We start from the raw sequence: 15418 nt of genomic DNA on the forward strand, positions 1-15418 counted from the left end.
GAGAACGATGGCTGAAGCATTAGTGAAAAAGAAATTGATGTTAAAAGGTTTAGATTGTGCGAACTGTGCAATGAAAATTGAAAAAGGTGTTGGGAATATAGAAGGAGTAAATTCTTGCTCTGTAAACTTCGCAACAAAGACAATGATCTTAGAAACAGCACAAAATAAAGAAAACGAAGTTGTTACGGAAGCAAAACAACTCGTTACAAAATTAGAACCGCATATTAAAGTGCAAGAAGAACAAAAAAATAAAATTGCTAAAGAAGTATTTATATTAGAAGGTTTAGATTGCGCGAACTGTGCAATGAAAATTGAAAATAAAGTTAAGGAAATGCCAGCTGTCTCAGAAGCAACTGTTGATTTCGTATCGAAGAAACTACGAGTAGAAGTTGCGAATAAAAGAGAACTAGAAGCGACTGTAGCAAATATAACAAATGTCGTTCAAAAATTAGAGCCAGATGTGAAAGTTGTTCGTGAAGAGAAGAACGGTCATGACCACGGACATAGTCACGATCATGGTGAAGCAAATGTGAAAAAGATGGTAGGGAGATTAGTGGTCGGCGGAATTTTGACAGCAATTGCTGCATTAGCGGGTTTACCACAAATGGTAACAATTCCGTTATTCGTCCTTGCTTATTTATTAATAGGTGGAGATATCGTTTGGAGAGCGGTAAGAAACATAACTCGTGGCCAAGTATTTGATGAAAACTTCTTAATGGCAATTGCAACTGTAGGAGCTTTTGCAATTCAGCAATATTCAGAAGCTGTAGCAGTAATGCTATTTTATCAAGTAGGAGAACTATTCCAAAGCATTGCGGTAAACCGCTCTCGAAAATCAATTACTTCATTAATGGATATTCGTCCTGATTATGCAAATATAAAGGTTGGAAATGAAACGAAACAAGTATCACCAGAAGATGTACAAATTGGCGATTATATTATCGTTAAGCCAGGTGAGAAAGTACCATTAGACGGAAAAGTAATTGAAGGAACATCAATGGTAGATACTTCAGCATTAACTGGTGAATCTGTGCCGCGTGAAGTTGAAGTTGGAAATGATGTATTAAGTGGCTTTGTGAACCAAAATGGTGTATTGACAGTTGAAGTTACAAAAGAATTCGGTGAATCAACTGTATCGAAAATTTTAGATTTAGTTCAAAATGCAAGCAGTAAAAAAGCACCAACAGAAAACTTCATTACGAAATTTGCGCGTTACTACACTCCAGTTGTAGTTATTACAGCGGCGATCATGGCGTTTATTCCACCACTTATTTTAGAAGGAGCTACATTCTCTGAGTGGATTTATAGAGCTTTAGTGTTCTTAGTAATCTCTTGTCCATGTGCGCTAGTTGTATCCATTCCTCTTGGATTCTTTGGAGGTATCGGTGGTGCATCTAAAAGTGGGGTTTTAGTAAAAGGAAGTAACTATTTAGAAGCTTTAAATGATGTGAAATATATTGTTTTTGACAAAACAGGAACATTAACAAAAGGTGTTTTCAAAGTTACAAAAATGGAACCGAGCGAAGGTACTACAAGTGAGGAGTTATTAGAGTATGCGGCATTTGCTGAAGTGTATTCTAATCATCCAATTGCCCAATCTATTCGAAAGGCATATGGAAAATCAATTGATGAAAAAATAATCGATGATTATAACGAAATTTCTGGTCACGGTACAGTCGTAAAAGTACAAGGAAAAGAAATTTTTGCAGGTAATGCAAAATTAATGAGAAAAGAAAATATTGAATTTAAACAACCAGAAACAGTAGGTACATTAGTTCACGTTGCTGTAGATGGAAAATATGCAGGTTATATTGTTATCTCTGATGAGGTAAAAGAGGATTCGAAACAAGCGATTCAAAAGTTAAAAGAACTAGGTATTAAAAAGACAGTAATGTTAACTGGTGATGCAAAACCAGTGGGTGAAGCTGTCGGTAAAGAATTAGGATTAGATGAAGTTCATGCGGAATTACTACCGCAACAAAAAGTAGAAGAGATTGAAAAAATTGATGCAGTGAAGCACGGAAAAGAAAAAATTGCCTTCGTTGGTGACGGTATTAACGATACACCAGTATTAGCCCGTGCGGACGTTGGTATTGCGATGGGTGGTTTAGGATCAGATGCAGCAATTGAAGCGGCAGACATCGTTATTATGACTGATGAGCCTTCAAAAATTGCGACCGCTGTAAAAATTGCAAAACGCACAAGAAGTATAGTGTGGCAAAATATCATCTTTGCTTTAGGTGTAAAAGGGATCGTTTTATTACTTGGTGCCTTTGGTATTGCAACAATGTGGGAAGCTGTTTTCTCAGATGTTGGTGTGACACTACTTGCAGTGTTAAATGCAATGCGTGTATTACGAGTGAAAGATTTATAAAAAAGAGGACGCAATCTGCGTCCTCTTTTTTATTGGTTATTTTGTTGAAATTGATTCAATAAAATAATATCAAATATTATTTTACTTTTAAATAGTATAATATTAAAATTTACAAATAAAAAACATTCGTCTTATTATTTTAATATATTTTTTACAAATATCCATATAGTATTGAAAAAACAGAGAAGGGGAAACTTCTCTGTTTATTTTTGTATGTTTTTTTCAACTTGTTCTCGAACAGTTTGAATGTAATTCATTTTATGATCCCAGCACTCTTGGCTTAAATCGACAGGATACTCTTCGGGATTTAAAGTGCGCATATATTCTTCCCAAAATAGAGCGAGACTCTGTTCATTATATTGTTGAATATCTAATATACTTGGTAGTTCATATGTTCTTTCACCGTTAACGAAAATGTCTTTATGCAGTTCACGGGCTTCAAAGTTTGTTATGAATTTACTTATATATGTGTGAACTGGATGGAACATTTTTAAGCGCTCTTCTTTTCCGGGTTCTTCAGAATCTAACGCAATATAATCACCCTCTGCATGATCGTTAACACGGTTGATAATACGATAAATTCGTTTCAGTCCTGGAGTGGTGATTTTTTCAGGGTTAGATGAAATTTTAATCGTATCATTTAATTTTCCACCAGTATCTTCAATCGCAACTAGTTTGTAAACAGCTCCTAATGCAGGTTGTTCAAAGGACGTAATTAACTTTGTCCCAACGCCCCATACGTCAATTTTGGCTCCTTGAGATTTAAGGTGCATAATTGTGTATTCATCTAAATCGCTAGAAGCGATAATTTTTGTATTTGTAAATCCTGCTTCATCTAGTAGTTTTCTTGCCTTTTTAGATAAATAAGCCATATCACCACTATCAAGACGAATACCATAGAAATCAATACGATCTCCAAATTCTTTTGCGACACGAATCGCATTTGGAACACCAGATTTTAATGTGTCATATGTATCAACGAGAAAGACGCACTTTTTATGAGTTTCAGCGTATTTCTTAAATGCGACGTATTCATCGCGATATGCTTGAACGAAAGAGTGAGCATGTGTGCCAGCTACAGGGATCCCGAAGCGTTTTCCGGCACGAACGTTGCTTGTAGAGGAGAAACCACCAATAAAGGCAGCGCGTGTCCCCCAAAGGGCAGCATCAAACTCATGGGCACGTCTTGTGCCGAACTCTAAAAGCTCATCATTACTTGCAGCATGTTTCATACGAGCAGCTTTTGTTGCAATTAATGTTTGGTAATTCACAATATTTAAGAGGGCGGTTTCAATAATTTGTGCTTCACCGAGTAGTGCATCAACACGTAATAAAGGCTCGTTATTAAATACAACTTCACCTTCTTGCATACTGCGAATCGTCCCAGTGAATTTCATATTTTGTAAATAATGAAGGAATTCTTCTTCAAATTGTAATTCTGCTAAATAAGCGATATCGCTTTCAGTAAAACTGAAATTTTCTATGTACTCTACAATTTTCTCAAGGCCAGCAAAAACAGCGTAACCGTTCTCAAATGGAAGCTTTCGAAAATATAAATCAAAAACAGAACGGCGATTATGAATACCATCTTTCCAATATGTATAAGCCATGTTGATTTGATATAGGTCTGTATGTAAGGCATAACTATCGTCTTTATAATGAGTCATCGCGAGAACACCTCCATAATTTGGTTATAGTATACCAATTTTTCACCATTCGTAGCAAAGAAGAGATATTGATGTGAAGTCAAGAGAGAAAAAAATGAAATTATGCATATTTTTTAGAAAATTTATATTTATCAATTTATATTTCTCCGAATTTTATGTATTATTAGAGTAATGGGGTAATGAGAATGGAGGAGGACAATGCAACAAACATTAGAAAAAATAGGCAAACAAGTCTTTTACAAACGGCTTCAGCAAAAAATGACACAAGAAGAATTATGTCAGGGCATTTGTTCTGTCTCATACTTAAGTAAGATCGAAAATGGAAAGATCGAAGCATCAGAAGAAATTCTACAATTGCTCTGCACAAGACTAGAAATTGCTGTGACGGATTTGAGAGATGTAGAAGAAGATGTGAAGGGGAAGCTGGATGAATGGTTGAATGCACTAGTTCATTTGGACAAGCAACAAGTAGAACGTATATATGAAGAGTTGCAAGGTGAAATGAAGCATGTGTTGGATTTTGAAATTATAAATTATTATAAACTGCTGTATACGCGGTATTTAATTATGAAAAGGGATTTTCCTGCTGTCGAGAAAGAGTTAGAGAGCTTAAAGAAGATGTACAAAAAGTATTCACCATTCCAAAAATTATTATATACGTATAGCAAAGGGTTATATTATTTTTTACAACATAGATATAAGAAGGCATTGGAGTATTTGACTCGAACAGAAGTAATGGCAAAGGAACAAGGTTATCATGAGAATGGAATATATTTCAATTTAGCTCTTGTTTATAATGAATTAGAAGTTGAACATATGACTTTACATTTTGCTAATGTAGCAATGGAAGGATTTAAGAATGAATATAAATTCCGTTATGTGATAAATTGCCAGTTACTTATTGCGTTGAGTTATATACAAAAAAAGCAATATAATGAAGCACTATCTATTTATAATAATATTTTGAGGGAAGCAAATTCTTTTGCTGATAAAGAAAGTATAACAGCTATTGCTTTAAATAATTTAGGCTTCTTGTACTATAACTTAAAAGATTATTCAAAAGCAAAAGATTATTATTTACAATGCCTAAAGTACAAAAAGGAAGAGGATTTAAATTATATTGATGCAGTGTATGAGATCGCTTTGCAGTGTATTGAATTAAAAGAATTTGAAGAAGCGAAAGATTGGATTAATAAAGGAATAGATGTTGCCAAGAGGGATGAAAAGTATAAAAGTATGCTATATATACTTTCAATGCTTAAGAATAAATACTTTGAAACGAAAGATGTTTATAAAAGATTTTTAGAAGTTGAGGCAATCCCATTTTTTAGAGGCGAAGAAAATAAAAAGGAATTAAAAATGGTGTATTTAGAACTAGCAGGATATCACGAGGAATTACTAGAATTTAAGGAAAGTAATAACTACTATAAATTAGCAATTAATTTATTAGAAGAAAAGGGAGGAAAATAATATGAAAAAAATAATTATTGGTGCTTTGGCTTTGGTAGCTGTATTAGTGGTATTGGAACCGCAATATGCTTGGACATCGGATATTTATGGTCAAGGAGAAAAAGTAGTAGAATTAATAAATTCTTAACAGAAACCCCTTTCCAACCGGAAAGGGGTTTTTCAATATTTGTTCCTCAAAATTCTACAAAACTTGAGAAAATAATTATTTGAATTTTTAGTATATTAATAGTGGAAACATAATGCTAATATGAAACTACTCTTTTTCAAAAAATTTTTTATTAGGGGGAAGGTTCATGAAAAAGAAAAGTTTAGCGTTAGTGTTAGCGACAGGAATGGCAGTTACTACGTTTGGAGGGACAGGCTCTGCATTTGCGGATTCTAAAAATGTACTCTCTACGAAGAAGTACAATGAGACAGTACAGTCACCTGAGTTTATTTCTGGTGATCTAACTGGAGCGACTGGTAAGAAAGCAGAATCTGTTGTGTTTGATTACTTAAACGCAGCAAAAGGTGATTACAAGCTAGGGGAAAAGAGTGCGCAAGATTCTTTCAAAGTGAAACAAGTGAAGAAAGATGCTGTAACTGATTCAACAGTAGTACGTATGCAACAAGTTTACGAAGGAGTACCTGTATGGGGTTCTACGCAAGTGGCTCACGTAAGTAAAGACGGTTCTTTAAAAGTATTGTCTGGAACAGTTGCACCTGATTTAGACAAAAAGGAAAAGTTGAAAAATAAAAATAAGATTGAAGGCGCAAAAGCAATTGAAATTGCGCAGCAAGATTTAGGGGTAACACCGAAATATGAGGTAGAACCAAAAGCGGACTTATATGTATATCAAAACGGTGAGGAAACAACATATGCATACGTTGTAAATCTAAACTTCTTAGATCCAAGCCCAGGAAACTACTACTATTTCATTGAGGCAGACAGCGGTAAAGTATTAAATAAGTTTAATACAATTGATCATGTAACGAATGATGATAAGTCACCAGTTAAGCAAGAGGCTCCTAAACAGGATGCGAAAGCTGTTGTAAAGCCTGTTACAGGAACGAATAAAGTAGGAACTGGTAAAGGTGTATTAGGAGATACGAAGTCGCTTAATACAACGTTATCTGGATCATCTTACTACTTACAAGATAATACACGCGGGGCAACGATTTTCACATATGATGCGAAAAATCGTTCAACATTACCAGGAACATTATGGGCAGATGCAGATAATGTTTTCAATGCAGCGTATGATGCAGCAGCAGTAGATGCTCATTACTATGCAGGTAAAACATATGATTATTATAAAGCTACGTTTAATAGAAATTCTATTAATGATGCAGGAGCGCCGTTAAAATCGACAGTTCATTACGGAAGTAATTATAACAATGCATTCTGGAACGGATCACAGATGGTATACGGAGATGGTGATGGTGTAACGTTTACTTCATTATCTGGTGGAATTGATGTAATTGGTCACGAGTTAACGCATGCTGTTACGGAAAATAGTTCAAATCTAATTTATCAAAATGAATCAGGGGCTTTAAATGAAGCGATTTCTGATATCTTTGGTACTTTAGTAGAATTCTATGATAACCGTAACCCGGATTGGGAGATTGGTGAAGATATTTACACACCTGGTAAAGCAGGAGACGCGCTTCGCTCTATGAGTGATCCAGCGAAATATGGTGACCCAGACCACTATTCTAAGCGTTACACAGGTTCAAGTGATAACGGTGGCGTTCATACAAACAGTGGTATTATTAACAAACAAGCTTATTTATTAGCAAATGGCGGTACGCATTCGGGTGTAACTGTAACGGGCATTGGTAAAGATAAGTTAGGTGCAATTTATTACCGTGCAAACACACAATATTTCACGCAATCTACTACATTTAGCCAAGCTCGTGCTGGTGCAGTACAAGCTGCAGCTGATTTATATGGTGCGACTTCTGCGGAAGTAGCAGCAGTTAAGCAATCATTTAGTGCTGTTGGTATTAACTAAGGATTTAAGGGATAGCTATTAATAAAATACCTCAAAAATAAAGAAGGAGCCGATGCTCCTTCTTTATTTTTTTCTCCATTTTTTCCACAAATAAAACAATCCAATAGTGCCTGCGATTGTTACAATCCACTTCGCTTCATTTGTTCCGTTCATAACATGATATGCCGAATATACTTCAATCAATAAGGCCGGTATTTTACCTATTGTACTGGCAATACTGAAGGAGAGTAATGACATTTTCCCTAGAGCTGCAAATAAAGTCACGATACTTGATGGGATGAAAGGTATCAATCGAAACGATAGAACGAGTAGGAAGGCCTCTCTACCTTCTACATAAAGAAGACGCTCTACCTTTGGATACTTATTTACTTTATCGTGAGTGAACTTTTGAAGGCCCATGCGATAAATATAAAACGAGATAATAGCCCCTAAGGCCTCACCTGCGATCGAAATGATTGTGCCATTTGTTACACCGAAGAGCTGTATATTAATGGCGGTTAAAAAGATGCTAGGAATAACACCTAAAAGACTAATGATGATGTTAATTAAGATACTAAGTGGAATTGCGATTGAATAGTATTCTGTTAAGAAATTTTGAATCGTTTCAGCCATGGTTTAAAATCCTTTATCTTTTTTTGCATTACACCATATTTCGATTGTATAGGCAAGGATAAATTTACATAATGTAGAAAAACGTTGATAAGAAGGTGTCTTTATACCTTATATAGGTATTGGGTATATAAAAACAGGGGTATTTTAAATTGTTTTGAAAAATGCTATAAAAACCTTTGTACAAAAGAGTTTTATAGTTATGTTATTGGTGATTTTTTCTGGGAAATAATTATAAAATATAGGGGGTATATATTATAAAACTCGGAAAATAGAGGGTTGATGAAATTGCGCGGGTAAATATGGAAAAACAGATGAAAAAAATGAAAACTGATAGATTTTTTTATTGTGAAATTGACTTTTAGTGAAGTTGCGATAATAATCATGGAAGAGGTGATATGATGAAACGAATAAGCAGTCTTTTCTTCAGTAGTTTATTGGCATTAATGCTGATCTTAAGTGGATGTGCAGGAAAAGAACAAAAACCAGAGAAACAGACAGGGAATCAAGCTACATCGGTAGAAAAAATTAGTGATAATATTTTAGATGAAATGGAAGGACCACCTAAAAATGGTCATACGATTGAAAGACATGTAGGCAAGTCAGAAGAGGATTTGAAGAATCGCTTGAAGACAGATAAAGTGTCAGCCGCAAGTACATACTATGATAAAGAAACAGCGACGAAAGCTGTAAAAGATAGCTTGAAGCAACATGACAAGGAAATTCAAGATTGGTTAAAAAATTCTAAAGAGGCTCGTCTCGTATTAAATACAACTCATTCATTCCCTGTTGGAAAAACGGTAATAAAGAAAAATATGAGTGTAAAAGACAAGTTAGTAAAAACTGTTACTGTTTTAGCAAGAGATAAGTCAGGGGAATTAGGGTTTAAGATTATTACTTCTTATCCATCTGATAAATAAGAAGGGGGAGTACATTATGTATACGACATTACAATACTTTCTTAAATCGTACTGTACGTTAAGTATTCATGAGGATGAAATAGTAAGCGTGATGGAAGAGTTTATTGAACAAGAAGACGAAGAAATTGTTTTGAAATTACGTGATGAATTAATAAATATGAAGAAAAAGAACGTGTGGGAAGAGGCGTGTGTATTAGCTGCGAAGGAAGGGAATCGTATGTGGTCTTTAGAAGAAACGAAAGACCATCTTGAAACTTTTTTACTATTACTGCAAAAGAAAAAGGCGTGATTTAATCACGCCTTTTTCTTTATGCTATTCGGTTGATATTATCTATTCTTTTGCAGCGCTTTTATATACGCTTTTTGAAATTTGTCCATTTGATATTACTTCCCCGTTTTGTGTTACTTTTTTATACGTAACCGCTGTTATTTTATCACTAGTTCTACTAATTACTTGAGAAGAAACTTCAACATTTTTACCAGTATTTGTACCGAAAATGCGTGTAGTAATACTACCTCCATTTGAAAATGCTTGAATATAAATATGATTGCCTGTATTATTTTTAAATTTTAAATCTGGACCATAATCTGCTACTGCTGCATCTTGCCCAAGTGGTAAATAATTTACCGGCATAGAATGATTGCTTCGAGAAACAATTCCTAAATCTGCCCTTAAAGCTGCGCTGTATAATGTACTACTGACTTGGCAAACTCCTCCGCCTGCACTTTGTATTACTTTACCTTGTGAATATACTGCTGCAGATTTATAACCGTGTGCAGCATCAGTTACGCCAACGCGGCCATTAAAACTAAACGTTTCATCAGGTGCGACAATAACCCCACTTAAAGTATTGGCTGACTTATTTACGTTAAATGATTGATTTCCGTTACGGCCAGCCATTGGCGTAGAATATTCAGCAATGACTTCTTTAATCCCCATTTTCTGTATGTCTTCTGTAGAGCGTTCTGGTTTTATGAATGTAACTGGCAATGTAACATCTGATTTACCGGTAGTAATAGCTTCGTTTGTTAAACCGTTTAGTTTCCCTTTATCAATTTTTTCTCCGTTTTGGCTTTGACTAACATTTACTGTTGAGCCTTCAATACTGAATTCTGCATTAACAGGATTTTTTAATGTTTCATTATATTTATCTTTTATAAAGGTTTCATAAGCTGTTGCATTTAATTGTGGTGTTAATTTATAGTCACGTTTTAATTCACCGTTTTCAGCTTGCTTACGCATTTTGTAACGATTCATTACGTTTCCTTCTTGTTCTTTAAAGATTTTGTCAATAATATCTTTCTCTTTATAATTTATCCCTAAATCTTTCCATGTATAAGTTTGTTTATCGTTTTGGAATATGTAGGTAAGGGATTTTTGATCTAATTCAGTTACCTTTTGATTAATAATTGCTTGAATATCTTTCTTATTTTTTCCATCGAGAGAAATACCTTCAAATGTAGTATTTGGTAATGCAGTAGTATCTAATTGATTATTTAATTTGGAGACATATTGATATCCCCCAACACCGCCTACACAAAGTAATATGCCCCCAGCAATTGCAGAACCGATCAGTATTTTACTTAGCTTCATTTATTTCCCCCCAGAAATTTATGTATAAATATATGTATTACATTTTTTGTATAAAAATGATGAAAATAACATTATGTACGTACTAGTATACTATTATTTTCACTGTGTGTGTAATGTTTTCATAAAAAATGTTACACCGCTGTAATAATTGTCACTTCTTGTCACAATGTGTATGAAAAATATGTTGAAAATTATAATAAAAAGGCTGTCTAGAAAAATCTAGCAGCCTTTTTATTATAATTTTTTATGCTCATTTTTATTCGTAACACCGAGATGTTCTTGTAGTTTTGTCGAAATATTATCGACGCTTTTTTCATTTGGAACGTAATAATAAATACCACCTATATATTTATCTGTACCTTCTACTTGCATTTTTTCCATCTTTAAATTTGAATCCATTGAATTTTTTGTAATTGTCATCATATCATCAAAAGTTAAATTGGTTTTTAAGTCTTTATCGACAGCGTCTAGTAGGCCTCCGATTTTATTAATGGAATTAAGAGATAGTGCCTTTTCAGCAATGGCCTCTAATACAAGCTGTTGTCGTTGACCACGCATATAATCACTATCGATATGACGAGTTCTAGCCAGTGCCAGTGCCTCTTCTCCATTTAAATGTTGACGTCCTTTTTTTAGATGAATTGCATCTGCTTCATCTTTACTATTTTGCTCTGTGAACTCAACTGGAACGTCTACAGTAATACCACCAAGGGAATCAACAATTTTAATAAATGATTTAAAGTTGAATTTTACATAGTAGTCAACTGGAACATCTAAAAAGTTCTCTACCGTATCGATTGTGCTGTCTACACCACCGAATACGTGCGCATGTGTGATTTTATCGTATTTATCACGTGATTTAATGTAGACGCGTGAGTCACGTGGAATGCTTACAAGTTTAACGGATTTATCGTTTTTATTAATTGTTGCAAGTAATAATGCATCTGTTCGAGTTGCTTTTCCATAACCTTTTTCCCTAATATCACTTTCATCAACACCCATAATTAGTACAGAAATGTTGTCGGTCATAGGTTTAACAGCTTTTTCGCGTTTACTGGACTTATCTCCTCGACCTAGTTCAGCATAAGCATTATTTAAGACGGACTTTGCTTTACTGTATATATGGAAGGAGTAGCCTCCTGCTCCAAGTGCTACAATTAGTAATGGAATAAGAAGGAACCAAAGTAGGCGTTTTTTCTTTGAGCGTCCTTTTTTGGCTCGCGTATTGTTGTTCGGGTCGGATTTCATCATTTTTTCTCCTTTAAAACTATCAAAGTGTATACATTTAGAAGTGTATTCAAACACATAAAAAATATTTTACGCTAAATAAAAGCGATTGTACATGTATAAAAAATAGATGTCTTGATTATTTATCCCGCATTAACGGGCAGTAAAACTCCCACCTCAAAGTCCAGCGAATGCAAGGAAGTTAGGTGGGAGTTAACTGCCCGTAAAAGCCCGATTGGTTCAACTAATACTCAGAGGGGGATAGCCCCCTCTGAGTAAAGTTTCACTTTATAAGACATCTATTCGTTATTGTATACAAAAGATAGGGATAAGAAAATGATAAAATTTTACCTAATTACAACATAATGCTTACGATAATTGCAGATAAAATACTAACGAGAGTAGCTCCATATAGTAATTTAAGGCCAAACCTCGCAACAACGTTTCCTTGTTCTTCGTTTAGTCCTTTTACCGCACCTGAAATAATACCAATGGAAGAAAAATTGGCAAAAGACACAAGGAAAACAGAAATAATACCAACTGTACGGGGAGAAAGGCTATTAGAAATTTTACTAAGGTCCATCATTGCGACAAATTCATTCGTTACAAGCTTCGTTGCCATAATGCTGCCAGCTGCGACAATTTCAGAACTTGGTACACCGATAAGGAATGCGATAGGTGCAAATACATAGCCGATTAATTGTTGGAACGTAATACCGAATATAATGAGGAACAGGTCATTAATACAACTAATTAATGCGACGAATCCGATGAGCATAGCGCCGACAACAATGGCTACACGAAAACCATCAAGAATGTATTCTCCAAGCATTTCAAAAAAGCTTTGTTTTTCACCTTTGATTTCTAAAATATCTTCGTCATCTTTAACGTCGTAAGGGTTAATGATGAGTACGATAATAAAACCGCTAAATAAATTGAGAACGAGTGCAGTTACTACATATTTAGGTTCAATCATTGTCATATAGGCACCTACGATAGACATAGATACGGTTGACATAGCAGAGGCACAAAGTGTATAAAGACGGTGTTTTGGAATTTGAGCTAATTGCTTTTTCACTGTAATAAAAACTTCTGATTGGCCGACAATGGCAGAGGCAATAGCATTGTAAGATTCTAATTTCCCAAGACCATTTATTTTACTAAGAAAGTACCCGATCCAATGAATAAAAAATGGTAGTATTTTGAAATGTTGTAATATACCAATTAAAACAGAAATAAAGACGATTGGTAATAATACAGTAAGGAAAAATGGCATTTCACCTTTATTTGCAAGACCACCAAATACGAAATTTATTCCATCAGCAGCATACTCGAGTAGCTTGGTAAACAAACTGGAAATGATTCTAATAAGTATGAGGCCGATTTCTGTATTTAATAGTAAATAAGTTAAAATTAACTGTATAATAAGCATGATAAAAATTGGTTTAAATTTAATATGCTTCTTATTATTGCTAGCAATATAAGCCAGCAAGAAAACAACAATTAGTCCGACGAAAAAAGTAATGAATTTCATGATAAGCCCCCTAAAAGAGATATTCTGCTATATATGTTTTTCATTTCAAGGGAGAATATGCATCTTTGGTAAAGAAAGGAATAGAGAGAGTATGAATATAAGTAGAGTGCATCACGTTGCAATTATTTGTTCGAATTATGAGAGGTCAAAGAATTTTTATACTATAATATTAGGGTTTAAAGAGATTAATGAAGTATATAGAAAGGAACGAGATTCTTATAAATTAGATTTATGTGTAGGAGAAGAGTATCAAATCGAATTATTTTCATTTCCAAATCCGCCTGAGCGCAAAAGTTTTCCAGAAGCAACCGGTCTTAGACATTTAGCATTTGCTGTTACAAATATAGAAGAAGCTGTGAAGCATTTAAACCAATGTGGTGTTAAGACAGAACCAATCCGTATTGATGAAATAACGGGGAAGAAATTCGTCTTTTTCCAAGACCCTGATGGTTTACCTTTAGAATTGTATGAGGTTTGAAAATTGGTGGATTTTATATAGAGTTGCTTTCCAATAATTGAAGAAACTAAAGTGAAACTTCTTTTTAAAAGGAGGTGTAACTTTAGCTAAGAAAGCTAAAGGACATATGTGGATATTTTAAAATTATTGATGGTAGTCATTCTTATTGGGTTAACAGCATTTTTTGTGGCTGTTGAATTTGCAATTATTAAGGTACGTAGCAGTCGTATTGATCAACTCGTTAGTGAAAAAAGACGAGGTGCACTGGCAGCTAAAAAGGTAACTTCAAATTTAGACGAGTATTTATCGGCCTGTCAGCTAGGTATTACAATTACTGCTTTAGGGCTCGGGTGGTTAGGGGAACCAACTATTAAACATTTACTCGAGCCGTTGTTTTTAAAATTACAATTCTCACCTGCAATTTCCAGTACAGTTTCATTTATTATTGCCTTTGCAGTAATTACATTTTTACATGTTGTCATTGGGGAACTTGCTCCAAAGACATTTGCTATACAAAAAGCAGAACAAGTTAGCTTATTGTTATCGAAACCACTTATTTATTTTTACCGAGTTATGTACCCGTTTATTTGGGCTTTAAATGGTTCAGCGAGAGTTGTAACTGGTTTATTCGGATTACATCCAGCTTCTGAACATGAAGTAGCTCATTCAGAAGAAGAATTAAGGTTAATCTTATCTGAGAGCTATGAGAGCGGAGAGATTAACCAAAGGGAATTTAAATATGTAAATAATATTTTTGAATTTGATAATAGAGTAGCAAAAGAAATTATGGTACCTCGTACGGAAGTTGTAGGCTTATATGAGGACGAACCATTTGAAACACATATTAAAGTCATCGCACAAGAAAAGTACACGAGATATCCTGTATTTGGTGAAGATAAAGATGAAATTATTGGGATGGTAAATGTAAAAGATTTATTTATTCGTTATATGGATGGTAATCGGGACGAGGAGTGCTCAATTATGCCATATACAAGGCCAGTTATTGAAGTGCTAGAAAATATTCCAATTCATGATTTACTGTTACAAATGCAAAGAAAACACATTCCATTAGCTGTATTATATGATGAATATGGTGGTACAGCAGGGATTGTTACACTAGAAGATATTTTAGAAGAAATTGTTGGAGAGATTCGAGATGAATACGATGAAGATGAGAATCCACCTATAGAGCATGTAAGTGAAGGATATAAAATCGTAGAGGGAAAAGTGCTTATTAGTGAAGTAAATGATTTGCTTGGCATACATTTAATTGCTGATGATGTAGATACAATTGGTGGCTGGATTATGGTACAAAAACAAATCGTTGCTGAAGGAGATATTATTGAGAAACACGGTTTTTATTTTAAAGTCCTTGAAAAGGATATGCATCAAATTAAACGAGTGGAAATAAGGAAAGTAGAAGAATGATTTTCTATAAACTTTAATAAAAAGGATATACAGAAAAATAAATGTTTGCGCTTTCAAAAAAGGTGCTATATAGTGAAGGTGGATACTGAAAAATTCTTCTGAATGATACTCGTGTTTTTAGAGGGCGGATTTTTTGGATAAGGA

At 34.3% G+C, this 15418-nt stretch carries 13 protein-coding genes; 8 read left to right on the plus strand and 5 right to left on the minus strand.

The features are described from left to right. The first annotated feature begins 7 nt into the window (after positions 1–7). Positions 8–2374, plus strand: coding sequence for a heavy metal translocating P-type ATPase (locus tag MHI26_RS03025; protein WP_061668097.1), 2367 nt, complete (start codon positions 8–10; stop codon positions 2372–2374). Positions 2375–2577: 203 nt separating this feature from the next. On the opposite strand, the gene MHI26_RS03030 is transcribed toward MHI26_RS03025, so the two are convergent. Continuing rightward, complete coding sequence (locus MHI26_RS03030) at positions 2578–4041, minus strand: nicotinate phosphoribosyltransferase (RefSeq protein ID WP_061668098.1); 1464 nt, start codon at positions 4039–4041, stop codon at positions 2578–2580. Positions 4042–4239: 198 nt separating this feature from the next. Here MHI26_RS03030 and MHI26_RS03035 point away from each other — a divergent pair, with 198 nt between their 5' ends. The 3 genes from MHI26_RS03035 (at position 4240) to MHI26_RS03045 (ending at position 7505) form a co-directional block, all read left to right on the plus strand. After that, complete coding sequence (locus MHI26_RS03035) at positions 4240–5511, plus strand: helix-turn-helix domain-containing protein (protein WP_053565271.1); 1272 nt, start codon at positions 4240–4242, stop codon at positions 5509–5511. Position 5512: 1 nt separating this feature from the next. Continuing rightward, on the plus strand, positions 5513–5638 hold the full coding sequence (locus tag MHI26_RS03040) for an NprX family peptide pheromone (RefSeq protein ID WP_000720172.1): 126 nt from the start codon (positions 5513–5515) through the stop codon (positions 5636–5638). Between the two features lie 166 nt (positions 5639–5804). Next, positions 5805–7505, plus strand: a complete 1701-nt coding sequence (locus MHI26_RS03045) for a M4 family metallopeptidase (protein ID WP_000730373.1) — start codon at positions 5805–5807, stop codon at positions 7503–7505. A gap of 63 nt (positions 7506–7568) precedes the next feature. Here MHI26_RS03045 and MHI26_RS03050 read toward each other — a convergent pair whose 3' ends face one another. Further along, complete coding sequence (locus MHI26_RS03050) at positions 7569–8117, minus strand: TVP38/TMEM64 family protein (RefSeq protein ID WP_000852234.1); 549 nt, start codon at positions 8115–8117, stop codon at positions 7569–7571. Positions 8118–8515: 398 nt separating this feature from the next. Between MHI26_RS03050 and MHI26_RS03055 the strand changes: the two genes are divergently transcribed. After that, on the plus strand, positions 8516–9034 hold the full coding sequence (locus tag MHI26_RS03055) for an RNase A-like domain-containing lipoprotein (protein ID WP_000822689.1): 519 nt from the start codon (positions 8516–8518) through the stop codon (positions 9032–9034). A 16-nt stretch (positions 9035–9050) separates the two neighbouring features. Next, positions 9051–9323, plus strand: coding sequence for a hypothetical protein (locus MHI26_RS03060; RefSeq protein ID WP_000288806.1), 273 nt, complete (start codon positions 9051–9053; stop codon positions 9321–9323). A gap of 42 nt (positions 9324–9365) precedes the next feature. On the opposite strand, the gene MHI26_RS03065 is transcribed toward MHI26_RS03060, so the two are convergent. From MHI26_RS03065 to MHI26_RS03075, 3 genes are all read right to left on the minus strand, one after another. After that, a complete protein-coding gene (locus MHI26_RS03065) occupies positions 9366–10628 on the minus strand; it encodes a VanW family protein (protein ID WP_061668099.1) in 1263 nt (420 codons plus the stop codon). 234 nt (positions 10629–10862) lie between these two features. Beyond that, a complete protein-coding gene (locus tag MHI26_RS03070) occupies positions 10863–11879 on the minus strand; it encodes an LCP family protein (RefSeq protein WP_042972342.1) in 1017 nt (338 codons plus the stop codon). Positions 11880–12210: 331 nt separating this feature from the next. Then, positions 12211–13389, minus strand: coding sequence for a NupC/NupG family nucleoside CNT transporter (locus MHI26_RS03075; RefSeq protein ID WP_000668865.1), 1179 nt, complete (start codon positions 13387–13389; stop codon positions 12211–12213). A 91-nt stretch (positions 13390–13480) separates the two neighbouring features. Here MHI26_RS03075 and gloA2 point away from each other — a divergent pair, with 91 nt between their 5' ends. Together gloA2 and MHI26_RS03085 are read left to right on the plus strand one after the other, a co-directional pair. Beyond that, entirely contained in the window at positions 13481–13867 is a 387-nt protein-coding gene (gene gloA2, locus MHI26_RS03080) for an SMU1112c/YaeR family gloxylase I-like metalloprotein (protein ID WP_061668100.1), read from the plus strand. Between the two features lie 108 nt (positions 13868–13975). Then, positions 13976–15274 (plus strand): hemolysin family protein, encoded by a 1299-nt coding sequence (locus MHI26_RS03085; protein ID WP_000353319.1) that lies wholly within the window; start codon positions 13976–13978, stop codon positions 15272–15274. Positions 15275–15418 lie beyond the last annotated feature (144 nt).

It is taken from the genome of Bacillus sp. FSL K6-1218, assembly GCF_038006445.1.
In the GTDB taxonomy this organism is placed as follows: domain Bacteria; phylum Bacillota; class Bacilli; order Bacillales; family Bacillaceae_G; genus Bacillus_A; species Bacillus_A thuringiensis_S.

Excerpts from the sequence above, each read along its gene's own strand:
- MHI26_RS03025 (WP_061668097.1), top strand. The coding sequence starts at position 8 with ATGGCTGAAGCATTAGTGAAAAAGAAATTGATGTTAAAAGGTTTAGAT.
- MHI26_RS03030 (WP_061668098.1), bottom strand. The coding sequence starts at position 4,041 with ATGACTCATTATAAAGACGATAGTTATGCCTTACATACAGACCTATAT.
- MHI26_RS03035 (WP_053565271.1), top strand. The coding sequence starts at position 4,240 with ATGCAACAAACATTAGAAAAAATAGGCAAACAAGTCTTTTACAAACGG.
- MHI26_RS03040 (WP_000720172.1), top strand. The coding sequence starts at position 5,513 with ATGAAAAAAATAATTATTGGTGCTTTGGCTTTGGTAGCTGTATTAGTG.
- MHI26_RS03045 (WP_000730373.1), top strand. The coding sequence starts at position 5,805 with ATGAAAAAGAAAAGTTTAGCGTTAGTGTTAGCGACAGGAATGGCAGTT.
- MHI26_RS03050 (WP_000852234.1), bottom strand. The coding sequence starts at position 8,117 with ATGGCTGAAACGATTCAAAATTTCTTAACAGAATACTATTCAATCGCA.
- MHI26_RS03055 (WP_000822689.1), top strand. The coding sequence starts at position 8,516 with ATGAAACGAATAAGCAGTCTTTTCTTCAGTAGTTTATTGGCATTAATG.
- MHI26_RS03060 (WP_000288806.1), top strand. The coding sequence starts at position 9,051 with ATGTATACGACATTACAATACTTTCTTAAATCGTACTGTACGTTAAGT.
- MHI26_RS03065 (WP_061668099.1), bottom strand. The coding sequence starts at position 10,628 with ATGAAGCTAAGTAAAATACTGATCGGTTCTGCAATTGCTGGGGGCATA.
- MHI26_RS03070 (WP_042972342.1), bottom strand. The coding sequence starts at position 11,879 with ATGATGAAATCCGACCCGAACAACAATACGCGAGCCAAAAAAGGACGC.
- MHI26_RS03075 (WP_000668865.1), bottom strand. The coding sequence starts at position 13,389 with ATGAAATTCATTACTTTTTTCGTCGGACTAATTGTTGTTTTCTTGCTG.
- gloA2 (WP_061668100.1), top strand. The coding sequence starts at position 13,481 with ATGAATATAAGTAGAGTGCATCACGTTGCAATTATTTGTTCGAATTAT.